Source organism: Thalassobacillus pellis (assembly GCF_016908295.1).
Lineage (GTDB): Bacteria > Bacillota > Bacilli > Bacillales > Halobacillaceae > Thalassobacillus > Thalassobacillus pellis.
Genome location: NZ_JAFBDO010000006.1, coordinates 1 through 25,311 on the forward strand (window position 1 = coordinate 1; position 25,311 = coordinate 25,311).

Annotated in this window: 21 protein-coding genes and 1 pseudogene; 10 read left to right on the plus strand and 12 right to left on the minus strand. The window is 44.1% G+C overall.

Features of this window, described 5'->3' with window-relative positions; genetic code table 11:
* From JOC33_RS16355 to JOC33_RS20735, 9 genes and pseudogenes are all read right to left on the minus strand, one after another.
* Nucleotides 1-314: GNAT family N-acetyltransferase (locus tag JOC33_RS16355; protein WP_205093623.1), on the minus strand; the 314-nt coding region annotated here is incomplete at its 3' end.
* Between the two features lie 104 nt (nt 315-418).
* A complete protein-coding gene (locus tag JOC33_RS20425) occupies nt 419-835 on the minus strand; it encodes a hypothetical protein (RefSeq protein WP_239534271.1) in 417 nt (138 codons plus the stop codon).
* Between the two features lie 74 nt (nt 836-909).
* Nucleotides 910-1,788 (minus strand): intracellular short-chain-length polyhydroxyalkanoate depolymerase, encoded by an 879-nt coding sequence (gene phaZ, locus JOC33_RS16365; RefSeq protein ID WP_205093624.1) that lies wholly within the window; start codon nt 1,786-1,788, stop codon nt 910-912.
* A 486-nt stretch (nt 1,789-2,274) separates the two neighbouring features.
* A complete protein-coding gene (locus JOC33_RS16370; RefSeq protein WP_205093625.1) occupies nt 2,275-3,381 on the minus strand; it encodes a saccharopine dehydrogenase family protein in 1,107 nt (368 codons plus the stop codon).
* 99 nt (nt 3,382-3,480) lie between these two features.
* On the minus strand, nt 3,481-4,314 hold the full coding sequence (locus JOC33_RS16375; RefSeq protein ID WP_205093626.1) for an MBL fold metallo-hydrolase: 834 nt from the start codon (nt 4,312-4,314) through the stop codon (nt 3,481-3,483).
* 48 nt (nt 4,315-4,362) lie between these two features.
* Nucleotides 4,363-4,749: a MarR family winged helix-turn-helix transcriptional regulator gene (locus JOC33_RS16380; RefSeq protein ID WP_205093782.1), complete on the minus strand. Its 387-nt coding sequence runs from the start codon at nt 4,747-4,749 to the stop codon at nt 4,363-4,365.
* Between the two features lie 845 nt (nt 4,750-5,594).
* Nucleotides 5,595-5,885, minus strand: coding sequence for a hypothetical protein (locus tag JOC33_RS16385; protein WP_205093627.1), 291 nt, complete (start codon nt 5,883-5,885; stop codon nt 5,595-5,597).
* Complete coding sequence (locus tag JOC33_RS16390; protein ID WP_205093628.1) at nt 5,860-6,642, minus strand: AAA family ATPase; 783 nt, start codon at nt 6,640-6,642, stop codon at nt 5,860-5,862. The genes JOC33_RS16385 and JOC33_RS16390 overlap by 26 nt, the downstream gene beginning before the upstream one ends.
* A 606-nt stretch (nt 6,643-7,248) precedes the next feature.
* Nucleotides 7,249-7,706 (minus strand): annotated as a pseudogene (locus JOC33_RS20735) (chromate transporter); the annotation flags it as partial.
* Nucleotides 7,707-8,431: 725 nt separating this feature from the next.
* Here JOC33_RS20735 and JOC33_RS16400 point away from each other — a divergent pair.
* Nucleotides 8,432-8,638, plus strand: coding sequence for a hypothetical protein (locus JOC33_RS16400; protein ID WP_205093629.1), 207 nt, complete (start codon nt 8,432-8,434; stop codon nt 8,636-8,638).
* 303 nt (nt 8,639-8,941) lie between these two features.
* Here JOC33_RS16400 and JOC33_RS16405 read toward each other — a convergent pair whose 3' ends face one another.
* From JOC33_RS16405 to JOC33_RS16415, 3 genes are all read right to left on the minus strand, one after another.
* Complete coding sequence (locus JOC33_RS16405; RefSeq protein ID WP_205093630.1) at nt 8,942-9,943, minus strand: hypothetical protein; 1,002 nt, start codon at nt 9,941-9,943, stop codon at nt 8,942-8,944.
* A gap of 188 nt (nt 9,944-10,131) precedes the next feature.
* Entirely contained in the window at nt 10,132-10,701 is a 570-nt protein-coding gene (locus JOC33_RS16410) for a biotin transporter BioY (protein WP_205093631.1), read from the minus strand.
* Between the two features lie 1,627 nt (nt 10,702-12,328).
* Entirely contained in the window at nt 12,329-13,018 is a 690-nt protein-coding gene (locus tag JOC33_RS16415; protein WP_205093632.1) for a MerR family transcriptional regulator, read from the minus strand.
* Between the two features lie 1,088 nt (nt 13,019-14,106).
* Between JOC33_RS16415 and JOC33_RS16420 the strand changes: the two genes are divergently transcribed.
* From JOC33_RS16420 to JOC33_RS16460, 9 genes are all read left to right on the plus strand, one after another.
* On the plus strand, nt 14,107-15,630 hold the full coding sequence (locus JOC33_RS16420) for a primase C-terminal domain-containing protein (protein ID WP_205093633.1): 1,524 nt from the start codon (nt 14,107-14,109) through the stop codon (nt 15,628-15,630).
* 574 nt (nt 15,631-16,204) lie between these two features.
* A complete protein-coding gene (locus tag JOC33_RS16425) occupies nt 16,205-17,002 on the plus strand; it encodes a replication-relaxation family protein (protein ID WP_205093634.1) in 798 nt (265 codons plus the stop codon).
* Complete coding sequence (locus JOC33_RS16430) at nt 16,974-18,857, plus strand: TraM recognition domain-containing protein (RefSeq protein ID WP_205093635.1); 1,884 nt, start codon at nt 16,974-16,976, stop codon at nt 18,855-18,857. Before JOC33_RS16425 ends, JOC33_RS16430 begins: the two co-directional genes overlap by 29 nt.
* Nucleotides 18,858-18,894: 37 nt before the next feature.
* Entirely contained in the window at nt 18,895-19,857 is a 963-nt protein-coding gene (locus tag JOC33_RS16435) for a conjugal transfer protein (protein WP_205093636.1), read from the plus strand.
* A gap of 13 nt (nt 19,858-19,870) precedes the next feature.
* Nucleotides 19,871-20,092 (plus strand): hypothetical protein, encoded by a 222-nt coding sequence (locus JOC33_RS16440; RefSeq protein ID WP_205093637.1) that lies wholly within the window; start codon nt 19,871-19,873, stop codon nt 20,090-20,092.
* 21 nt (nt 20,093-20,113) lie between these two features.
* Complete coding sequence (locus JOC33_RS16445; protein ID WP_338054547.1) at nt 20,114-20,536, plus strand: TcpE family conjugal transfer membrane protein; 423 nt, start codon at nt 20,114-20,116, stop codon at nt 20,534-20,536.
* The gene (locus JOC33_RS16450; RefSeq protein ID WP_205093638.1) at nt 20,533-22,974 is read left to right on the plus strand and encodes an ATP-binding protein; all 2,442 of its coding nucleotides are present in this window, start codon (nt 20,533-20,535) and stop codon (nt 22,972-22,974) included. Before JOC33_RS16445 ends, JOC33_RS16450 begins: the two co-directional genes overlap by 4 nt.
* Nucleotides 22,975-22,985: 11 nt before the next feature.
* The gene (locus JOC33_RS16455) at nt 22,986-23,327 is read left to right on the plus strand and encodes a putative periplasmic lipoprotein (RefSeq protein ID WP_205093639.1); all 342 of its coding nucleotides are present in this window, start codon (nt 22,986-22,988) and stop codon (nt 23,325-23,327) included.
* A gap of 22 nt (nt 23,328-23,349) precedes the next feature.
* Nucleotides 23,350-25,308, plus strand: coding sequence for a CD3337/EF1877 family mobilome membrane protein (locus JOC33_RS16460; RefSeq protein WP_205093640.1), 1,959 nt, complete (start codon nt 23,350-23,352; stop codon nt 25,306-25,308).
* Nucleotides 25,309-25,311: the final 3 nt, after the last annotated feature.

Sequence of the window (25,311 nt, forward strand, 5' to 3'; positions counted from 1 at the left end):
ATTTCTGTTCCATACCTTTTTCCCCAGTGTTTAGGGACTAACATATACCCTATCTCGGCTTCTTTTTTACAATCCTCATTCCACGTCAAATGACCCAGACCCACGAATTCGTTGGTATTTGTGTCATGTATTTTATAGGACCCTAATATCTCATGCTTCGAATTACGCATTAATAACTTTTCGTAGTTTACTTGGGCTTCTTCCAGCGGAATCGCTCTTTCCGTTATTTGGGCCATCACTTTTATATCAGCAACAAGTTTAAAATAATCTTCAAAGTCTTCTTTTTGGAATTTTGTTAGCTGCAATCGGGCCATCACCAACCTCCTCTCCACAAAAAGTTTTGCAGATTTAGAACAGCGTCATTCCCCAGGCATACATTTGGTATCTTTACTGATACGAATAGATGCCAACAAGGGGATTAGTCATAAAAATACACCTTCTTCCCCGCAGCTTCCTTATCCACTGTTACCACATAAAACTCTGCTCGGTTGTTGGTCCCATCCACAAACCCATTCAGGTTATGGAAATCGCCCCCGACATTATCGAAATAACCAACCAAGTCATCATTCCCTGATCCCGGATCATACTCCCATACCTCAAAGAAAACGTCGCTCATAAATGTGATAATCCGAAAGGAACCTCCAGTCGATTGGACATTGCCCGTTTTCCAACATGTGGCACCACCGGCACATGTTATCTCTTTTAATCTTCTTTCTCCTACTTTATCCCACTCTCCGTTGCCTCCCTTAAGTATAGGATCACCAGCATGGGCAGATGAAAAAGGAATAACCATGGCAAAACTAAGAGCAGCCAATAGAACACGGATTTTTTTCAAAAGCATTTCCTCCTTTAATTTTTTTACTAACCACATGGCCGGAACAGCAGGTTGTAAACTTGCAATCTTTCCCCCTACAAAGGAGGACCTAAAAAATGCATTACTTTTTCCTTTACCACTTTCAAATCATCGATCAGCGCCGCATGGCCTGCATTCAGAAGGGAGTAGGTGACTTCGACGCCATTTTCCTCGAGGTCCAACAAGATTTCGTTGGTCATCTCTTCTGTGGTGATACGATCGTTTTTTCCCCATAATACGAGCACCGGCGCGGTAATCCGACCTGCGTCTCCCGAGCCATTCACTACGCCATTGGAAATGTTACTGATATTGAACCGGTTCGCCGCAAAGGCCACATCCATGATATTGCGTTGTTCCAGCGCCGCATCGATATAGTTTTCATAGCTGTTTTCCTCCGGTTGCTTGTGGGCATAAAGCATGTAATCCATGGCGGCTTTATAAAAGAGGCGATTGTGATGCTTTTGCGCCTGTTCCAGCGTCTCCAGCCCGGGACTTGATGCCATCTGTTCTCTGGTATGTAAACGCTTGCCATCGGTATGATAAACGGGGTACCCACGTGTCGACATTGATGCTAACAGGACAACTTTTTCGACACGCTCCGGATAATCGGCCGCCAATTGCATGGCTACTCCACCGCCATTCGACCAGCCCATCACATGTGTTGTCTTGATTCCTAATTCGTCCATCCATAACTTGAGGTCTTCGGAGAAGTCTCCGAGGGATTGGATGGGGGTACGGTAGGTGGACTTGCCATATCCCCGTAAGTCGACGGCATATACGGTATAGGCCGGTGGCAACTGATCCATGAATACATCCCATTGTTCGGAAGAAGCCATATTTCCGTGGATCAAGAGCAGGTTGGAAGCTCCCCCCGGTCGTACTTTGTAAGTGAGTTTTTCCTTATTCTTTAGCGTGATTTTTAATGTTATGGTCATTCTTTCATTCCTCCTTTCCGTTGAAACGATCTGATGGATAATTTCACACAGTTTTTCTCTCTTCTTTATTTTTTGATTTGTCGTTTCCGCTACTAAAAGGTTACATCTCCTTCTATGAAAATTTACTTTATAAATGGGCATTTAGGTAGTGATGTTTGTCATCCTTTTAGCATGATATACATCAACACTAGGGTGCTAGTGCTAGAGCTTGGAAAGTGGTGTAAATACTCTTCTAGGAAAGCGATCGATTAAATTTCCCCACTCGAACCGACGGAATGATGGCGTTAAAATTGTCCGCACCGTTTCTTGTCTCAGGATCACTCTCTCCAAATAAAAAACAAACGTAAACGTTGACGTTTACGTTTGCGTTTGTTGCTGCAGACGTGTTATTCCTTTACTACTCCTTCCCACCCCTTCGAACCATACTTTCTATGAGAGGGAGTAGTAGCTTCAGCCGCTTATGGGAAATCTTTCAAGGCAGGCTCATCATGCAAGTCGTTGACCCAGATTTACAACTTTACCGTCTACACGTGTTTCCAACCATAAGCTATCCCCCATGTCTTGCCATACATCTTCCCATTTTATTAATTGCTCCGTATGATGGACACCTGAAGGGAAAGTGGAACTCTCCATCACTTTTGCTAGATACGTGGCCACTCTTGCAGTTATCCATGATTCATTTTCTTTCCCATGAAGGTAGTATTCGACGAACCTTAGATCCTCTCTCTTTTTCCCTTTCGCTTCGATTTTGATTGCCACCTTTTCGTTTTTATTAGTGATGGCACTATAGAGCTTAACCAAACTTTTTTTCATGAACTCGGGCTTGCATAATCGGGCTAACCCCCATCGTTTAACAAGCGATAATATCAAGGTGACAAACCGAGAATCAAAGCAGAGACGAGTAGAAACACTTGGTATTCCAAGCGTGTATGGAAGGACGTGTTGGTCTGAAAAATTAAACCGATATGCCATCCTATGACCAAGTTCTTCTCCAAAATAGGTCTTTTTCCTATTTGAAAAACTGGATACTTTCACCTTCTTGTTCTTCTCCATTATGTAGAAATCCGAGATGAGGTTATCCATCGTCCACTCAATCGCAGCTTTTCCATGATGATCGCCCATACCCAATAATATAGCGATGTCCATAGTATCGACATGATCCAATTGTCGCTTCGCAAGTTCAGCCAATAAATTTGTCAACCCAGGCGCCAAACCGACACTTAATACAGCAGTAGCCTCATTAGCTTCTGCCTGAGCATGCAGCCTTTCTACTTGTCTCAAGAACCCATAATTAGCTGTTAAATCCATATAGTGAACACCTTGACTAAAGCAGAAGCGCACGAAATTCGTATTTTTCTGGTCCACGCACATAATCACAAGCTTAATGTTTGCAAGGATACTTGGTTCAACGGGATCGTTTATGTTCAACTGAAAAGGGCGTACCTTCCCCTCTGTGGTTCGACAAAACTGCTCCGCTTTAGCAATGTTTCTTCCCGCAGCGATAACTTTTCCTGGATATGCGTCTCCCAGTTTGCGGCTTATTTCTCTTCCAACATGGCCATACCCACCAATTACCAGAATATGATCCTTCAAATGGTTTCCTTCCTTTCGAGCGCCTACGTTCTCCCCATACATAGGCGCTCCGTTTATCCATATCAAGGAATTGTCTTGGGATTTTCCTTCCCAAGCTGATCAGACGTTTACAACTGTTCCGACATTGCAATAAAAGAACCTTTCCCCAAAGTCCCTGGACAACTGATTGCCTACCTTTAATCCGGTACAATGGGAGACGCCTAAGTGCTGTATACCCAAGTCTTTTAAAGCGTTCCTGCTTTTTTCTTTTTGTTCCTTGCTCACGGGGGCTAAATGGGTTCCGCCGATAACTGTATGAATACGACTTTCCCCCGTCATTTGAACCGCGTAATGAAGAATATTGATGATGCCCGCATGGGAGCATCCGAGAATAACGAACAAGCCTTTTTGGGTTTTTATAATTACGGACTGATCATCAATGACAGCGTCTTGAACATAACCTTCGCTTGTTCGGAGGACTATATCGGTGTCCCCATATTCGAAGTCCGTGACACGGGGAACTTCTCCCGTCAAGTAAACATTGGGGGCAATTTCAGTAAATTCGGTGTTGAACTTAAAGTTTGCTCCGTTACCTTCCAGGGCGACCCGCGAATAAGGGACGCCAATGTATTTGTGACCATTTCGAACCAGATATCCTTCTTTGAATAATGCGGGATGAGCGTAGACATCAATCGGTACTTTCTTCGATGCTTGAACCGCATCAAGTAAACCTCCCGTGTGATCCATATGATGATGGCTCAATATAATTCCTTTCATCCTTGATAAATCTTTGTGGAAGACACGAGCATTATTGAGCAGTACCTTCCCTTGTCCGGTATCAAAAAGGTAATTGCCATAGTCAGTTTCTAGAAAAACAGACCAGCCATGTTCCGCAATTGCACCTAAATTACCGAATACGCTGTTTTCAGAAAGAACAGTCGCTTGAACTTCCATAATACCCTCCTGTATTTATGTTTAGTTTCTAAACTATTTGTCAAAAAATTATTTCTCTAAAAATGTATTTAGTTTTTCAATACATCTCTCAAAAATTTCGATTTCCTTTGGGTCCAACTGGGAACGAAGCTGTTGGTAAAAATGCTGATGTAACGTTTCGTGCGCCCTATAGGCGTCTTTTCCCTTTTCGGTTAAGGAAACAAGAACCGCCCTGGAATCAGTAGGGTGTGGGGTTCGCTTTACGAGTTCTTTCATTTTTTTTCGCGTTACAATCTGTGTAATGGCCCCTTTCGTGACCCCCAAACGATCTGCCAGCTCACTCATAAGAATACCATGTTCGAGGCCAATGGCATCAATGGTATGAATTTCGCTAGGTGTTAATGCTCCAGCTTCTCCAAAAGTACGAGGATGGCGTTCGAGTTGTTGAAGTTGCATGATTAAACGGCCAAGATTGTGACTGCCCCTAGCCCGGTTATTTAGTTTTTTTGATTGGTTCTTATTTTTATCCATGATTTTAATTTAGTATCTAAACTTTAATTTGTCAATAGGCTGATAAAAAAGTCATTGTTTACTGGTCTGTATTCAATGAACCATTCTAAAAAAATTAATATGTAACGTTTCATTTTATTTTCAGTTCTCTAAACAATGGGAAAGTTATTAATGTGGATAATATAACCATATAAAAACCTTACTGATGTATTCCCCTCCCCATGAAGCCAACCATTATAGAGACAGAGCTTGAAGGGTATACCACAAACGTAAACATAAACGTTTACGTTTGTGTTAATCTTGGTAGAAATCCTGGGGAGGATTTGTCATGTTCGTTATGCTAGCAATTTTAAGTCAGAGATTTATGATTAGTATTATCAAAGGTTATTAGATTTATACATTCCACACTCTTTTTTTCGGTGAGACAGGGGCCACAACGTCCTTATTCACATGTATACATACGCTACAGGTGGGGGAGTCACTCTTAGAAAAACTCGACCTACTATTTATAGGGGTATGAATAATAGGAACACCTAAAAAACACAAACGTTGACGTAAACATCAACGTTTGTGTTTTTTAGGGAGTGCTTGGTTCCCGCACGCTTTCTCTTTTCGGACTGAGTAGGGCCCTTTCATTGATGCAACCTTATGATTTAAACATCCAAATGCCCAATTATACCTCCTGTGATATATATAGGGTTTGTATGGATATCGAGCAGCTGCTGCATTCTATCGTTTGCTTTATGTTAAAAAGACACAAACGTTGACGTCAACGTTTGTGTCTGAATGGGTTAAGAGAGGTATTGGCGGAGCGCTTCATTTACCAGGCGGGTTTTTTCCCCTTTTTCTTTTCCAGCTTGCTTGTCCAACTGCTTGATCAAGTCATTTTCCACATAAAAGGTTGCACGCTTGTACTTGTCATCAAACTTTTTCTTCTTCTTCGGGGTTGCCTTGCTTTTTTCTTGTTTGGGTTCGGCATCCTGAAACAAGGTATTATGGGCCTCGTTGATATGTTTTTCATGCTTCTCCGCATTGGAATTTTTCTTGTTTAGCAGGCTACTGTACTTGTCTTTCTTTGACACGTTCGATCAACTCCTCAAGGAAACTCTGGTATGGCGCTAGAGCTACGCGGTCTGCTTTGATGCGATTCTGGATCCCTTCAATCGAAAATTCCTTGATCCGGCTTTTCCGACGGATGACTGATGCGAACACGAGGTCTTCAAAATCCTCTTTCGCTTGGTCCAAAATCGAGGAATCAATCGTCGCTCTTGCATCCAGCATGGTGGTCAAGATACCCCCTAAAATCAAATCCGGGTTGGTGTTGTTTTGAACCCCGGTTAAAAATTCGAGGTACCGATCCAGGGCATCGTAACAGAAAGGCTCTGATTGCAGCATCACCACGGCGTAATCGGATGCTGTGAGCCCGTTGACCGTGTGATCACCTAGGTTTGGCGGCAAGTCAATCAAAATAAAATCATAGTCCGCTTTGACGACATCTAAGGTTTCCCGTAATAACGCTGCTGGATGTCCTTTATATTCCCGATAAATATAACGAGGAAGAATCGAAAGAAAATCCTCCGCTGGTAACACATCCAGGTTGTCGTTAACGCTATGTATGTACGGAACTGGATTTTTTTCCTTCACGGCTTGTAAGACAGTGCGTTCGGTAAAGTCATAAATGTTTTGCTGGGTGAGCATGCCGGTTAAATTCCCTTGACTATCAAAGTCCACGGCTAACACGCGATATCCCATCTCAGCTAATAAATAACTGGAAATGGCCGTGGTGGTAGTCTTGCCTACTCCTCCTTTTTGAATCCCAAAACTAATCGTGACTCCCACAAAATCCCTCCTTTATTTGTTCAGTTACGGATAGTATAACACAAACGTTTACGTTTACAAGAGGTTTTCATCGACAATTCTAATGGAGAAATTACAGGATTCTTCGTAAGAAAACGTTAATTTGTTCCTCTGCAACCATGCTTATCCATGTTATAATAGCGCTATGTAATAGAATAGGTACTCAAGGGTGGGTCGGCACACATCCCCGAAAGAAAGGGGGTGGTGCTGATGACAGTATTCGAAGCATTGATGTTTGCCATTGCTTTCGCAACACTAATCGTAGGCATACTGTCGTTTAACCAAAAAAAATAATCCACCCTTGAGTTAGAGGCTCAGGTGGATTATTCCCACTAATAGCCGATCCCCCTTGCAGGGAACCGTTCTATTACGGACCGTAGATGTTTGCGCATCTACGGTCGTTTTTTTAATATATAGCGTTTCTGTGTTTATTATACCATAAATTGAAAGATATAAAACCATTAAAGCACAAGTTATGATTCCTAATAAGGCGCTTATGTTTGTGGTTGGTTTTATTCAGCTCTTATCGACATCCGAAACAACCATGTTGGAAGGCAGCCTTGAGCTGCGATATTGGTGAGGGTTTTATCAAATATTTCCTAAGAAGAGTGCATCATAAACAAGTGCCGGATGGATCTTCATTTTTTCGAGGAAAATCAAACTAACCACAAATAAAGAGCCTGTCTGCAACAACCCGCTAGCCTCATAGGAAGTGCTGAACAATTGAAAAGCCATCATTCCAAGCAGTACAGCAATGGCAGGACGAATCAAGTTAGTCATTGTTTTGACTCGTGGGAAGTTTTTAAATTTAGCCAAAAGACTCAACAATAAAATCATCAAAATCAAGGCTGGAGCAACAGTCGCGAAGACACCTGTGACAGCTCCCCAACCCCCCCGCTTGCTGATCCTACCATTTTTGTTGCGATCGGTCCAGGCAAGGCATTTGCCATTGCTAACATTTCACTGAATTCCGGGACGTTCATCCAGCCAAACCGATCGACCACTTCATTCTCAACCAGCGGGATCGATACAGGTCCGCCTCCGTATAGTGACGCTCTCTAATTCAGGAGCACCTTTCCAGTAAATCACCCTACTCTCTGCTACATTCAGTGCAAACAAAATGAAAACACAAACGTAAACGTTGACGTTTACGTTTCGAATAAGGGAAGGAATAACAGGTGGCGTGATAAATACCTTGATAAGATTGAAGGAATGGTTCGTCGTCCAATCATAGCCGCTAGACGTTTCAATAGTAGTTAAGTGATAAACTCCAGAAAACGTTCTTTTTTCAAAGGACTTGTAAACGATTGTGTGTGTGTGACGTCGTCTACTTTCATTTAATGGTTGTTCCTTTCTTGATAACCTTTATTCTGTTTTTGGTTAAGCACCTCGTCTTTAAAGATTTGGTAAATCAAATGTTTACGTTTGTGGCTGAACTGAAAGGCATTCGGTAGATAAAAAATCCTCTCATGTGAGAGGATAGAGCAAATGTATAACACGAAGGGAGGTAAATATGAAGAGGCATTTCCATCAAGCATAGTAAATTCATTATATGAAAGGTTAAAGCAAATGACTAAACGTTATGAAAGTAGTGCATCGTCTATTAAATACAAACGTAAACGTAGATGTTTACGTTTATTAACCTAGATTGCCTCATGAATGCCTTGAAAAATCCTTAAGCTTGGACAGCAACATGGATGATGAATATTTTTAATAACGATGACACCATGTCTCTTCCTCGAAGCGATTATAAGGTAAGGAGGAGATATCTATGTATATTTACCAGAGAATTAATCTTGACGGCAGTACTTGGAGAAGCAGAAGCATCAGTACCGAAAAGTTGTTTGATGAAGAGGTGTACTTAAATAAAACCATTCCTGCTTCAGCGGTTACATTTACGAATGAACCCCGGGAAGGGGATTATGAGGAGCTTTGCAACAGGTTGTCCGGTAAGGTAAAAACGTACAGGCTTCCATAACCTGCTTCATCCATGGAAATGATCAGTGGCCATCTTCTTTTGATCCACTAAAGTAAAAAAGCTGATCCATATGATGGTGGCTTGAACAACCTCCTGGGCACAGGAAACTTATGCAAGAGTCCCTATGTCCGGGAGATTTTACTTTATTTCAATCTGTCTATTTTAAAGGACCCGTGGTCGTTTGCTTTATTTTGTTTACCTTAAGTTTCCGATGACCTAAGTAAAACACAAACGTAAACATCAACGTTTACGTTTATATATCGATTGGAACATATAATACCTCATGTTTATTTAATCTCCAGGCTACTGTTTTTTAAAAAAAGCCATTAAATCTAATTTTGTTTGTTCGATGGAAGGTTCATGAAAGGAAGAGATATCGAAATATTCTATTTCCCCGTACCGTGCTCGATAAAAAGCTATTCGCTTAATCGTTAATGGTTTATTGGCATGTAAAAACCCTTCTTCTAATTCCGCTGATAATTCATTTAGTAGAAAGTATCCAACTAACTGAGCAACTTCTTGCCATTTATAGCCTTTGGATTTTCCGCTTTTAAAGTCATATAGCGTACCATCAATAAAGATATCTCCATCAGCTCCACCTACAAAGGAGGATGCCACACCGAAATTCGGGTTGTATATTACTTCACTATAAGGCGTAATAACTTTATCCGTAAGGAAATAACGTTGGAATGTATGACACATTTGTTTTAAATCATTAATGACATCGGATTCTGGATCAGTATAGAATGCTTTGTTTATATCCATGGGTGGCATTCCACTTCGATAGACTTGTTCCAATTTAGCTAAGAAACAAGTATTCGGAATTAAACTTTCGATATCCTTTTTTCCATTTATGCATTGTTTCATCTTCTTTATAATTTTTATATACTTTCTCTTCAATCTAAAGAAGGCCCATTTGTTTTTTTGCATGAGAAGTTTCATCACTGTTAACCCTTTTTCGGCTGTTAAATTTATGTAAGATACTTCCTTATTCTTTTTGACCATCTTGGCAATCATGATTCTTGCTAGATAGTCGAAAGCTATGCCAACAAGGAAAGATTTATAAGGATTCGTTAATGTATAGGGAACAATCATCTGATACTCACTAGAAAAAGGGGCATGACCAGAAATTGTTCGAAAGGATTTCTTTTTCGGAAGCGCTTCTCTTAATATCGTTTGAAATTCCTTATGGGTGTGCGTCTTACTTTTCAGCATACTGGTTAATGAGATAAGGATCCCTCCTTTCTTTATTACTCCAATGCTTCTTGAACCATAGAAAATGTAAATTGTTTCCTTATTGATCATATTTTAACACGAAGGTGATTGCGAATCCTTTTGATTTTGTATCAATGATGCACTTATTTTAGTGAAGTTCATTAGAATGCATCTTCCCAAACACATACGTTTATATCAGCGTAAGGTGTTTCACCTGTTTCTTAGACGAATTTAAAAAGCATGTGAATCCAGGAATGGAATCACATGCTTACGATTAATTAAACTGCTGCTTTCTTACTCGTATGGATCAAGCTCGCTTGAACAAGACGTTTTCTTACAGTTATACCAATCCAACTAGCAAGAAATGCTTTGATCAAACCTACAACGATGAATGGGTAGACACCTACAGCTAGCGCTTCTCCCCAACCTAATTCAAGGACGAATTTCAATTGAATCATACCGAATAGTAAAGTTACGATCATTCCAACTATGTTGGCCACCATTGCCATGGTAAGATTGAATTTGGTCTGTTCAAGAATATAACCAGTTATGAATGCAGCTGCAATGAAGCCAATAATATATCCGCCTGTCGGGCCTGCTAATACCTGGACTCCACCTTTGAATCCTGCGAAGACAGGAACGCCTACAGCTCCTAGCACAGCGTAACAGATCATAGAAATAGCCCCCTGTCTGCTGCCTAAAATAGTTGCTGTTAAACCGACAGCCAGGGTCTGGCCGCTGATCGGCACCACAGGCAAGGGAATTTCAATCTGGGCCAAAATAGCTGTAATTGCTGCGAAAATAGCGCAATTAATGATCACTCTCAATTTTTCACTTTGGCTGGTCATCGTTTTTCCTCCTATATGTTAACTATTTTTTATTATATGTTAACATATGTTTTGTTAGTTAGGTAGATTCATATTAGGGGGTATTTTTTAGCTAGAATAGATCTCAATTTTAACCTTCTGTACGTTGGAAATATTCCTATCGCTATAATAAAAACACAAACGTATACGTATACGTTTGTGTTGATTAGAATAGCTATGGAAATGTTGGCACAATACCGTTGTTTAAAAACGTCAACCTTGTACGTCATTTCGTTATCATGCGACGATAAAACGGATGAATTCCACCTCTACCTATCTTGTCGTTCATCCTAGTGTTTCGTATTCCCTGTATGGTAAACAGTCATCTATACGTCGTCGTATCATTTCATCCCTGCACTGCTCCAGAATAAACACAAGTCATTTACGTATACGGATGAACAGAATCGTAAACCATTTCCTTCTTTATTTACCTCTGAAAAAAATTATAACTTAATAGGATAGGCCAATTATAGAAAATTATTCGTTTGAAATGAATATCTAGCAAAAAAATATTTTTATACGATTTGAAAATCTTGACACTGATGCAAATCGTACTAGTGTTTTCTTTTAATAGGAATGCCTCGTTTTTAGCACCGTTACATTACCTTCCCAAAGTTTTTATACAAAAGTAGATTTTGGTGGTGTTGGTCACATAGCAAAAAACAAACGTAAACATCAACGTTTACGTTTGTGATTAATGCTACTTTTCGTTTGTTAGCCCTCTCTTTATGGCATGGATCGTAAAAGGGAGGGGGATTTGTGTGGTCGTCTCGCAGTTGTCATCGTTCCATCGTTTAGTTGTTGGTCACTGTCAAAGTAAAAGGCATCTTTCCATCACCTCTTCCTCCACCAATGGTTCTTTTTAAAAGGAGATTCCACTCTGTATACGACAAACGTTTACGTAAACATCAACATTACAAGCAGTATGAATTTAGAATGTACTAGATTGTTATTTTATTAATATGTTCTTTAGGGCATGATTCACCTTCACTAGTATTCCTTATTGAGGATGTTCAAAGTTTCCTAGTTTTATACATGGGAATGGTGGTGTTGTTGGGATTAGTCATAAGGTGTTTACATCAAGGTCTACGTTTTTCCTTTGGATGATCTGAAGGATAAGTTATTTACTGAGATATATAAGAGGATCTTCGTAAAAAGCCTGGTGAATGAATTCCCCCCTAGAAAGTGAAGTTTATAGAGACAGAACTCATATATATAAACGTAAACATCAACGTTTACGTTTACTAGATTTTTGGTAGGGATTATGATGCCTGTTGGTTCTGATTCTTTTAGTATAAAAATTAAAGAAAGAAGCTATTACTAGTATTGTCCAAGTTTATTAGTTTTATACATTTGGAACTCCATTTTTTTATAGGGAAAGACTAATATCTCCATAACGTCCTTAGTTTGAACGTTCCCATACACGACACAAGTTATAGGTAGTCCCACTTAAAAAACTCTTCACAAGTGGTGAAGAGTTTCCAGGAGGATAGGCAGTTATCAAACACATCATCCCTCGCCCTACTCATTATATGTAGGAAGGAGGAAAAATTAACGCATAAAGAAAAAAACAAACGTTGATGTTTACGTCAACGTTTGTTTTTGTTTTTTAGGAATGCTCCGGTTCCCGCGCGGTTTCTCGTTTTGGACTGAATAGGCGTGCCCAGAAGCCCTCTTTTTTTCTTTCTTCCATGATGGTTTGCATCCGCTCCATGAGCTGCTCATCTCGTTCGCCTACCCGTTGGATGACCTGCTGATGAGATGTATGACTGGATTGTTGAAGGGTGTGTAATTGTTGTTTTAATTCTTCGTATTCTTTTTTTCGTTCCTCGTTCTGTATCCGGTACGCTTCGTTTTGTTCCTGCAGTAACTCATTTTGCAGGCGTACTTCTTTCCAAAAAGACTCGTAGCTTTCCAGAAGCGTGTTGACGATTGGTTTGGGCATCATTTCATTGGCGGCATCATCAATGGTAATGGTAGGCACCATGCTCTGCAGCACTTCTCGAATACGTTCCATTGGTTCTCCCGCTTCTTTCATCTTTTCAATCATCGCGAATACCTCTAACGCTTCCTCCTCGTAACGCATGTTTCTTCCTCGCCCCAACGTCGGTAAAAATTCGGTGAATTGATCTTTCCAGGATTGTAGTGTGGTCCGCGGGCGTTTCATCCGTTTGGAAATATCCGCCAGTGTATACGTACGTTCGTAGTCGATGGTCGTCCCCTTCTTTCGTATGGATTTCCTTTCGTCGGCCTGCTTCGTCTTTTCAATTAGCTTGGTTATCGTTTCTATTCGTCTCATCGTTAGCAAATTCCTTGGAAGAATCATGAGACCTTTTCGGAATTTCCGTCATATTTTGGAATTTTCCAGGAGGGAACTTCTCCCAGGAATCGTATACAAACGTTTACGTATACGTTTGCAGCTTTTGTTTTATCAAGCATCCGTTTATGATGGGTAGTGAGAGTAGGAGAGCTAGTCCTACCTCGTCGTCATGCATGCTCGTCTGGTCAGCGTTTCGCAATTCATTGTCATCTGAGCGTATACATTCGTAGTCGTTCCCGTTCCTCTCATCGTCATCATCATCTTCCACGATCGTGTAAGATTCAACTCCCCTACTCCACTCGGAAAGTACTAGAAAACACGCTTTCTACTCCAATATTATACTTAGTAGGAACTCCGAAATGAAATCAAAAAACGGCCGTTTCTCCAAGTCAACCATCTTGGCCTCTGCTCGGATGGGACCATCCTGGTTTTCTTTCGTAAGGTTCCCTGTCAGCGTTCAAGTATATGGAGTTATCCACAAAAAGGCACTTACCGAAAGAAAAAAGAAGAGAAACAAAAAAAATTTTTAAAAAATATCCACATGTTTACGTTTACGTTTACAGAAACGTAAACCATAGCCAAAAAGGGATAATAACAACGCAGAAAGGCAAAAAACACAAACGTATACGTAAACGTTTGTGTTGGTAAAGCGCATTCAAACCTTGTCTTGAAGGGAAAAGAGGGGTAGACGAGAGAGAGGATAAACGATATAGTGTAGATAAATTCTGATAGATTACTAGAAAAACAGACAAACAATTACATAAAATGAAAAGAGCGTTGCTGACAACAACGCTCTTTTCCGACAAGCTAGTACCCTGGCTACCAACCTTTTGCTAGCTTTCAATAGGAGTCATGATGCTGACAACATCATGACCAAGTGACATATTTATATGTACATCTATCATATAATATGTTTCACTCAGATGCAAGATTTTTCGGTATCTTTGCGCTGCATTTTTACCGGATAACTCTAGGCATTTCCCTATGAAAGCAGCATGGTTGAACCGTTACGGGCGAACGCTTGTAACGGTTTTTTGTTTGTCTGTGTTGCCAGGGGAGGTGACCAGATGAAAATGGAAATGAGTAATACGGCCATCATGCAATTCATGACGCACAATAGCTTACGTGTCTATAAACCTAAAGGATCGAAAGCTGCTTTGCCACGGAAAGTCGCCTACGAGAAGGAAGCAAAGAAAGGTCGACATAACAAAGGCGTGGTGTTTGTGTCTCCTTCGAAAGAAGCACTGATAGAAGGGAAGGGGCATATTGTTACCTCGTACGAAACCTTGGAGGAACAGGAAGGGACGTTGACGCACTGGACCCCCAACACGTTTCGGGGAGGAACGTATTACGATTTTAAGCATCGCGTGCTCAAAGGGCATACCCGGGACAACCTCAAACAGATCAATGTGATCGCGTTTGACATCGACACGAAGGAGGTCGATTTGTATGCCTTGTTTTTAGGGTGTCAAGAACTGGGGTTACCCCAACCGAATCTCCTTTTAGAAACGCCGCGGGGATATCAGGGATTTTTTGTACTCGAGACACCATTCTATATCCATCGAAACAGCGATTTTAAAGCCCTTCGGGTCGCCGAACGTCTGGCGGAAAATGTCCTTCATGCGTTAAAAACCTATGTTGCTGTAGATCCACACTGTACCCCGTTCGGCTTTTATCGCATCCCCAGAACAGAGAATGTCGTCTTTTTTGATCCGCATCCGGCTTCCACCGCGGCTTTACTCAAATGGTCGAAGGAATACGAAACGACGACGCGCCGCCGTTCGTTCCAAGTCGTATATGCTAATGATCAACCAGCTCGCCAACAAACCCAAACGGCCTGGTATCAAGCCCTTTTACAAGCACGCCATATTACGGCAGGGCACTATACCACCAGTCGGAACAATACGATTTTCACGTTGGCACTTGCCAATTTCCAGGATGAGGTGCCATTTGAGGTGATGTATGATGAATTGGACCAATTCAACAGCCAATTGGAGTACCCGTTATCCCTGCCTGAGTTTGAGCGCATTGTAAAAAGCGCCTACAGTGGTCGATACAAAGGTGTCAAACGTGCGTATGTCGAGGCGTTGTTAGAATTATGGACCGACGGCAAAGCCGTATTTCCGAAAACCCTTGGCTGGTATAAATTCAAGAAGAAACGGGAAGCCCGTGAGCGTTCCCATTATGAAGAGTGGGAACAGGATGTTCTGGCTTATCTCCATCAGCGTGCAAATGCTGCTGCCCCTTATGTGGAAAGTTCGCTGCGTCAACTCGCGGGAACCTTGCAAATGGCGGTATCCAGTTTGAAGGAAGTGCTCAAACGCTCCAACCAATTGAGGAAACAGACGGTTGGAAAAGGGAGAGGTGCGGTAACGACCTGGACAAGCCGTTCTTTGCTCTTGCAACACTGGTTACACTTGCGGAAACAACAGCAGCAAGATCAGCAATTGCAATGGGAAGATCTCTTGGCGCTCTTTCCGGAAGGACAATCATTATCCCAAGCCAAAGCGGTTACCGATCTTCTCCCCCTTGCCGAAATGGATGACCTATACCGGGCAGGAAGTTCTCCACCGAAGCGAAATACGAGTTAGGGTTTAATGAGCCAGTCTGCCAATACATATCAAAAGTAACCGTTTGGATTTTACAGCGATTCTGGAAGAGCTTAGGGTTTTTATCTTTTGGGTGGGGGAATGGGTGTTTTTATTTCCGGTCTGTCTTTGGGGGTTGTCTATTTCTGTTGTGTTTTTTTCGGGGCTGGAGAAAGAATTTGTCTTTTTAATTAACCTTTAATAATGATTGGTTCTTAGGTTTAATTTATGTTGGGGAGGCATTAAAGGGCCACAGGCACGTGGATCTTTTGAAGTCAGCGGTGGAGGTCTTGTTTTCTCCAGGCTGCCGCCTTTCGAAGATTCTGACCACCCACAGCCAACATCCACTGTGGGTGGTCAGAATCACACAAGACCAACCACCTAACAGAGTAGGACCTCGTGCCTGTGGGAATATTTTGAAAATTATGATAACATCCAGGTAATTGGAAATTGTTTTAAGGGTGTTTTAAAGGAAGTGTCAGGAAAAAGAGAGGAAAGAGAAGGCTTTCTTTGGTTGGAAATCCCCAAGAAGTAGGAAACAGCAGGACGTAGCTGTAAAAGCGTGGGAAAAGTTCTGGTGAATGCGGAGAAGAAAGGCTTTGTACCGGAACAAACATTCGATACAATGGAGGGAGGACATGGCAGAAGGGGGATATTTTCCATGATTTTAAGTGAAAAGCAAGTGCGAGTGTTAGCAACGATCGATCGTTTTGGACTCTTAACCTCGACGCAATTGGTAGAGATGTTAAAAGGCGAAGTTTCCCATGTGACGATTTATAATAGCAAAAAGAAACTGGCCGATCTTGGTTTTTTACACGAAGAGAAGATTGGCTATCGGTTAATTCTTTCGATTCGTCCTAGTGGGGTGGATTATTTGGGCAGCACCTTAACGGCGTTTACAAAGATTAATTATGGAACGATGCGGCACCAACTATTGATGAATGATGCGATTCTGGCGTTAAAGGCGTTAGCAGAACAACGGGGACAATCGTTCGCCTTTCAGACAGAGCGGGAACTCCGCAGCGATTACCTGGATCTTTACTTCTCACCAACGGATCGCCGGAACCCGACGAAATTAAAGCGCGTGCCCGAGCGGATTCCTGATTTTGTGGTGGAGGAGCATGGCGAACGGATGGCGTACGAAGTGGAATTGACCCGGAAGTCTGCCAAACGCTACCTCGAGAAGATGACCCGGTACCGGGATGAAGTGTTGAACGGAACGTATCAGTCGGTCCGTTACCTTTGTGAATCGGACAAGCTGTTGGATGTCGTTCGTACCTATGCGAAACAGGCGGGGATGGAGGCATCGATGTTGCAGCTGGATTTGTTGAGGAGGTTGTTTGCGCTTGGCGAAAACCAACGAGGAAGTCAGTAAAGAATTAGCTTTCGGGATAGGGATCCTGCTTGGTGCCTTTTTATTTTTCCCGTTGGTGGTGTTTAGTCTTCCGTTTTATCTGTTTTCCCGTATGATTCGTTTGCCTCGTTGGTATAGGTTGGTGCCCTTGGTGGGGGCAGGGATGTTTGTGGGCTTATTGTTCCTCGCCCCGATGCGTTATTTCGCTTTCTATACGGTACTGCCGATTTCTTTGAACGGCTTGGATGCTGTTTTCGGTAACGTGCCTCCCTGGTCCGCCTATGCTTTGGGGATGTATGTTTCGGGTGGTATCGGTGTTGCCTTTGTTTGGGGGAAGCTGACCGATTACGTTCGTTCCAAACGGGTGCTTTCCTTCGAAGAAAAACGGGAGCAGGAAAAGCAATCGAAACGTTATGCTGCCGTACATGCGCGTCGGTTTCGATTGAATGCCAAAGCCCAGGCACGCTGGCGGGAAGCAGCTTCTCCGGACCCGCTTTTATTAGGGATTACGGAGGCGGGGAAACCTTATGCGATGGACTTTTCCGAGATCAATCAGCATATGTTCGTGCCGGCGACGACGGGCGGCGGGAAAACGGTGTTGTTGTTGAGTTATATCGAGTATGCGTTGCGGCACGATTACCCGTTTATTTACATCGATGGGAAGGGTTCTGCGGAAAGCATGAACGATGTGCAAACCTTGTGTACGCGTTATGGGAAAAAGCTTCGCGTGTTTTCTGATCAGGGGACGGTGACGTATAACCCCTTGAAATATGGCAATGCGACGGTGATCAAGGATAAGCTCGAGCAGTTGATTGCGACCGAGAGTAAATATTACTCGGAACTTTCCCTGTCGTTGGTGCAAGCGATCATTCAATTCATCGATGATTACGGCTTTTCCCGGGATTTATGGACGTTTGCTACGTATCTTGATCCAGCGGCCATTAAGAAGGTGTTGAATCAGGATACCATCGTCGTGGAGAGGGAGGCGCAACCGGAGACTTCCCCGGAAGCGGAGTTTGGATCGTTTTTGGATCCGGCGCCTGTCGCAGCTTCGAAAGAAACGAGGACCAAACAAAAACGGACCGTTCGAAGCGAACGAGCGGAAAAGCATTACGAGCGGTTTTTCCGCCGTTATGCGCAGGAAGAAGACGGCGAGTTGTACTTGTTTGCGAATGCTTCTTCTGTCCGGACTCAGATTTATTTGCTCTTGGATAGCGAATTGGGCGAGTTGTTTCGGGAGGCGGAGGAGGATGTCGACCTGATCCGTGTCAGCGAGGAAAAGCAGGCTCTTTTCGTCAGTTTTGACGGGCTGATCTATGATACGTTTATCCAAGTGATTGCCCGTTTTTTGATTTTAGACATTAACTACCTGGTTTCCTACCGAAATCGGAACCAGCTGAAAGATGCCCCGTTGTTAGCGATTTATGATGAGTTTTCCGTCTATGCCAATGATAAAATCGTCGATACCGTCAATAAGTCGAGGTCCGGCGGTTTTCATTGTATCATTGCCACGCAAACCCTTGCCGACTTAGAAAAAGTGAGTCCGGTGCTAGCCAAACAGATCATTGGCAACACCAATACGTATGCGATCGGTCAGACGAATCATCCCGAGGAAGTGGAAGCCTGGGCCAACCTGTTCGGCACGTACAAAGATCAGGATTTGACCGTCAAAACCGAAGCCCAACCCGGCCGGCTTCAACGGGTGGACCTGAAAGCTCCCGAAGGTACGTCCCGCCCGGTGCATAAGTTCAAGGTCCCCCCGGATGATATCCGCGCGCTGCGTACCGGCCAATTTGTGTTTTTGCGAAAGGCGGCCACCAGTGCCCCTGAACCCGCCGTCGTCTATGTTCGTCATCCGTTACATTCGTCGTCGTAACCTTCATGTCTAAGCCAGGATTAAGGAGGGAGTCGTCGTGAAACGTGCTTTTTCGGTTTTCCGGAAGCAGCGAACCACCTCATCGCCCGAACCGACCCGACATCTTCGCTTCTCCAGAAGAACCGCCTCAAAAACCGCTAGTCTCTTATTTTTTTCCGTGATGAGTTTATCGCTTCTGTTCAATGTGATTTTCTTCAGCAAATATCAAACCATTCGCCACAGCGTACAAGCGCAACAAACCTCCCTCCAAGAACAACTCCAGGAAACCCAAGAAACCGATGCCTTCGCCTCTCATGCGGCTGTTATCTACACCGAAAATTTTCTGACCACGTATATCACCATCCCTGCCGATGAACAAGGGCGGAAGAAACGGTTGGAAAACCTCCAGACCTTTTATGCCCAAGGGTTTGATGTTTCTCGCCTGGGAGCGGTGGAGACCTTCTCCGGCAGCCGGGAGCTTCAGTCCCTGCGCTATCTCGAAACGGTTCCCACCTCGGCTACGACTGCCGATCTTCACTTTTTGGTGACCTCTACGATTACCGATGCCTCGACGGAAGAAGCAAAAGAAAACTCCCTTGAAAAGGAAGAAGAAATCGTCGTATCGCTTGCTACGGACGGTTCCGGGTATGCCGTGACCAAACCGCCGCGGTTAACGAAAAGTGACTTGCAAGGGGAGGTGAAGCTTCCCGATCCGGCCGTGGAAGGAGAAGCCGTGTCCACCACGGAGCGCAAACAGCTGACGGCGTTTCTCGAGAAATTCTTTACTTCCTACGGGGTGAGTGACGAAACGATGCCGTTCATGGCAGCGGTGGAGAAGGGGCTGACCGGGCAGGTATTCGAAAGCCTGGTGCTTCGGCAATTGGGAAAGAAAGACGGCGTCCTCACGACGGTCGTGGATGTCACGTACCGGGAAGAAAACACGTCGTTAGCCAGTGTGTACACGTATGCATTGGTCGTCGAACCAGATGATGGCACATTTTTTATCACATCCATTCAATAAGGAGGAATCCGGGATGAACATCAACTTGCAGGATATTACGACGAATTTGGTCTCACAGATTGGATTTTTGGTGCTTTTGATCATGGTGATTCGCGCCCTTGTCTCCTATACACGGGAAGACTGGGGGCAGTTCTGGTCCGGACTTGCGCTCGGCATCTGTTGTCTGATCGTCGTCTTTTTTGGTCCGCAGTTTCAGGAGCTGGCACGGGCGATCGGCAATTCGGTCTTTCAATAAGGACAGGGAAGGAGGAGGCAGGTGCGAATCCAAGGAGAAAACTTCACTCCGGAGTACAAGTACCCGATTAAAATTTACCGCATGGGCCAAGTAGAATTCGCCAATGGCCTGGAAATACGGAAAATGATGTTTGCGATTGTTTTGGCACTACTCATGGTGGTCTTGTTCTTTGTTTTTGGTGTGCAGGAAGAAGAGCGCCTGCTTCCGTTTATCTTTCACAACTGGCTGATTTTGCTTACCGTGATCCCTGCGGTCGTAACGTTTGTGACTTTCAACCTGCGTTATGACCATAAAGGCTTTTTCGCCTTTTGCCGGGACCGTCTCCGGTTCTACCGGACCCGAAACCAAGCGTACGAGCACTTTCTGGAAGTCCCCATGCGCACGTGGCAGCAGCCAATCCGTTATGAAGCCTATCATCGCAAGGAAGGGAGGAAGGACCCATGAAGCCGATACTGGAGTTTCCCATCGCCCATCGTCACCGGAACCTCGTCTTTAATAAAGCGAAGCAGGTATGGGCGTTTTACCGGTTAAGCGGGGAGCATCTCCCGTTAAATAGTGATAGCGCTTTTGATCGTTACCTGGAACGAACGATCGCGTTCCTTTCCCAAGAGGCGTATGCCTATCATGTGATGATCCTTCCCAAGCGCTTTGATATGGACACGTTCACCCAAGTGATGAATCAACATATAGTCCAAGGGGAGTTTTCCGATATTGGGAAAACGTATTTTGACCGGGCCAAGCACATTTTAGAACAGGAAGTGTGCCTTCATGAATACGAAGTGTTTCTCGGGGTGTATTTAAACAAGCAGGAGGAAGTGGTCACGACGGATGTGGGCGATTTCTTTCATAAGTTTATTCGGAGGGTGCGTGAGGATCTGGCGAAATTGGGGACCTTTGCTCCAGCTGTGGAAGAAGATGTGGCTTATTACGAAGAAATGGAGCAGGCCTTCCGCAACAAAGTAGCGTACCATAAACAGTTTCATCCATTGACCGAGGAAGAACTGGATACCATTCTCTATTACCATTTCCATCGAACCAGGGATTTGGTGGATATTCCGGACAGTACCTATCGCCTGACCGAAGGGGTACTGACCCAGGATTATGGCAAACTGCGTGTTGCCCATCAGGATTACACGGAATACTTCTCGTTCCTGCCGTTTTCGGCGATGCCGGTAACGATGGAGAATCACCGGTTTCTCCAGCAGCTCTTGGAAGCCGTCGATTTTCCCGTCGAGTGTCAAATTCGTTACCATTTTCAGGACCGGGCGGCGAATATCCGGCAAGTACGGAAATTGAAACGGCGTTTCTCCAATTTCGACCGGGAGATTCAGTCGACGGCCACGGCCGATGAAGATACGACGGTCGAAATGGCCTCGGAACGGTTGGAAGATCTGCTGGAGGATGTGAAGGCCGGGCATCGCCATCTGTTATTCATGACGTTTACGCTCGTGGTCGCGGATCGCTCCGAGTCTGTCCTGCAAGAAAAAATCGAAGCGTTGCAAAGCCTGTTTCAGCATACCGGTTTTGCGTTGGAGCAGCCCCTCGTGGATCAATTGACGTTGTTTTCCCAGGCCTTGCCTGGCAGTACGACGGATTACCGGTATTTTGAACAGGTGGTCGATGCGGCTTACCTGGCGCAATCCGGCCTGGATGTGTCCAATAAGGTGGGGAACCGGTATGGCATGGTACTTGGCAAGGTGGTTACCGGGAAAAGGTTAGCCCATGTGGCGCAGGCGCGGGACATCAACCATAATATCGTGGTGTTTAACCCTTCCTTAACGAAAAAGTCGCTGCAGGGAGCTTCCCACACCAACGGGAATATATTGATCACCGGACCTTCCGGCAGCGGAAAATCCATGCTGGTAAAGAACTTTTTCACGTGGAGTACGTTTTTTGGTACCAAGGTGCTGTATGTCGATCCGAAAAATGAATTCCAGAATTATTACCGGGAGGCGTTACATACGTATGGGGATATCCCGGAATTCCATTCGTTGTATGAACGGATCAACTTTGTGCATTTATCGGAAGACCGGGCGTATCACGGCGCACTGGATCCCCTCGTCTTTTTGGAAGGGGACCAGGCAATTCAGACCGCGATGATGATTTTAAATACACTCGCGGAAGTGCGGGGATCCCGGGATGAATCGGTCGTCATTTACGATTCGGTGATCGAAGAAGTGAACGCCTCCGCGTCGCCGACGTTGACCGGGGTGCTGGAACGCATTACGGCCAAAAATACCACGTTGGGCCGTTTTATAGCGAAATATAATTACGGACTGGGACGCATGCTGTTTGGCCATGCGGATGCGAAGGGACTGGATTTCCGCAAGCAGATCAATGTTCTCGGTTTGCAGGGATTGAAACTCGCCCAATCCGATAACATGAACGACGAGGAGCGCATCGGGTTGTGTTTGATGATGTCCATTTCGAAATACGTTCACACGTTCAGCACGAATCGGGAAGAAGAAGCGATGATTATCCTGGATGAAGCGTGGATTTTGAAACGGTCGACGAACGGGCAGGAGCTGATCGATGAAATGCTGCGGACGGGACGATCGTTGAAGACGGATATTGTCCTGGTGACGCAGGCGTACGACGATTTTAACGTTGACACGACGAAAGAACAAATCGGCGTGAAATTCGCCTTCCGTCCGAAGTCGGACGATGCAATCAAACCGATTCTACGGTTTTATGATATGGAAGAGAATGCCCGCAACATCGAGGTCGTGAGCAATTTGAAACCAGGGATGTGTTTGTTTCAGGACCACCTGGGACGGAATCAGGCGATTGCGATTGATATTCTTTTCGAAGAATGGTTTGAAGCATTCAAAACCACGGAGAAAGCATCGGAGGCCGTGCATCTGGAAGAAACATATCTGTAGGGGGGATGAAAGTGAAGCGATTGCTAGTGGGTGGGTTACTAACCGTGATGTTAGTTAGTTGCTCCAATAACACTTACGGCTTGGATAAAGAAGATGTAGAAGCCTCCATTGCTGAAGAGGCTGTTAAACAAAAAGTGTTAGAAGATGGTGGATATAAAGAAAGTGATATAAAAATCACTAAAATATGCAAAGTCATGGACAGATCAGGTGAAGTAGAACTTGAAGATGTTTACAGAGTATATTGGCAGACTACTGACAAAAAACATAGTGATAAATTTATTTTAGAAAAGTACCAAGCAGAGTATGGTAATAACAATTATGTAGATATTGAAAACAGTTGCAGAGAGTGGTGAGTTAGAGAGGAGGTAGACGTTCGTGAAGTTTAAGCTTTTACTATTTTTCATTTTGCTAAGTGTTCTAATCTTACCGGATCTCACTGTGTCTGCACATAACCATGATGGGAAAAGAAAATCAAAGGTATACGAGGAATCACGGTACGAATTAATGACCTATGCCGAAGACTCATGGTGGAATGTAGCCGAGAAAACAGGGACAGCAACGGCGACAGCGATTAAAAACTTTTTCTGGATGACCAATCTTGTCTTGGCTCACATTGTCATGATGGTCGTTTACCAGCTCTTTTCGCTTGATATCGTTGAGATAACCAAGGAAACCGTCCAGAGCATTACCGCCAGCACGGCCGGCAGCCTGCTTTACCATTTTGGTCTGTTTGCCCTGACGATCGCTGCTTTCGGGATCGTTATCCGTGCCTATATCCAACAGAACTGGCAAGCCTTCTTGAAGCTTGTCGGACTTGTCCTTTTAAGTATGATCCTCCTTTCCTCCATTCAATCGGAAAACTTCAATTACATTGATTTTGCCCATCGAATCTCTACGTCGTTGGAGAATGCCATCATGCAGACCAATCCCTCTTTGAGTGCTGACGATGCCTTTACTTATCAAACCTTCGATGAAACCTCTGCTCAAAACGTCTCCATAGCGATTGAAAACAAAGTTTTTGAGGCTTTGATTTACCAACCCTATCTTCTCTTACAGTATGGAACGACCGATGAAGCAGCCATCCAAGCCGAAGACTCTGATCGTATCCACGCTTACCTAAAAGCTGATCCAGCAACAGAAGAGGGAATGAAAAAGAGAGAAAAGATAGCGGAGTCTGAGTTTAAAAAGTATGGTAACACCCATATCTTTGCTGGAAATGCCTTCAAACAAACGGGATATATCCTGGTGATGATCCTGTCCACTAGCATTCAGGGGATCGTGTTCTTTTCGATTGCGTTGATTCGTATCCTGTTGCAATTTGCATTCATTGTGATGATGTTGATGGTGCCTTTCGTGTTGTTTGCCAGTTTGTTCCCGAGCTTTGAATCCTTGGTGGGGCGTTTTACGAAGGGGACATTTGTCTTGATTTTGTTTAAAGGGCTTACCATGTTTTTTGTCTTGATCGCTACCAGTTTTATTACCCTCGGGTATGAGATGACGAATTCCTCCGATGATTTGTATTATCGCATCTTCATCCATATTATTTTCAGCATCACCATTATCTTTCTCTATGCTAAACGGCAGTTTGTGTTTTCGATGTTGGAAGGCGCCTCTCCGACCCTGCAGCAGATGGGTGCTGGTGAAGGAGTAGGACGAAGCAGTATTCAAAAAGGGAAAAGCCTGTGGGACAAGCGGCAGCGAAACAAGGCGTATAAAGGCTTGAACCAACGACAAAAACGTGACAGCAACGATGGGACCGTGGCAAGTTTTTATGCGGGTCCATCCCTACCGACGAACCGAAAGCGAAACCGAAAAGAAAGCAATCACAAGCAAGGGCGTTCCTCCTTTCCACGGAAACAACAGGAGAAATTCCCGCAAGCAGTCCCTGCGCATCCCGAAGTGGCGGCAACGATGGAAAAGGAGTCTTCTTCTTCCTTACGAGCCGTTTCCCCTTCGGAAAAAGAAACGCCTACGAAAGCAGAAAACCAGCAGCAACTCGGAAGAGCCACCCATCCGGAAAACCAATCCCAATCCCCAGATAACCAACCCAAGGATGAACGTACGAAACCTAAGGAAACCTCGGTTTCGCCCCTATGGGGATCATCGCCTGAAAAGTCGGCTTTAGAAAAACAAAAGCGTCCTTCTCCTACTTCCAAAGATAGCGATAGGGACACTACGAAAAGTCATGGAAGGGACCCTTATGCGTATCAAAAGGAAAAAAGAGAAAAGAAAAAACAGCAAACCGACGGACAGGACCCACGTATCCTTGGTAATCAAAGCGATGGATTATTCCATCGTACTGCACGCTTAAACAGAAAGGATCGCTCGCCATGATGC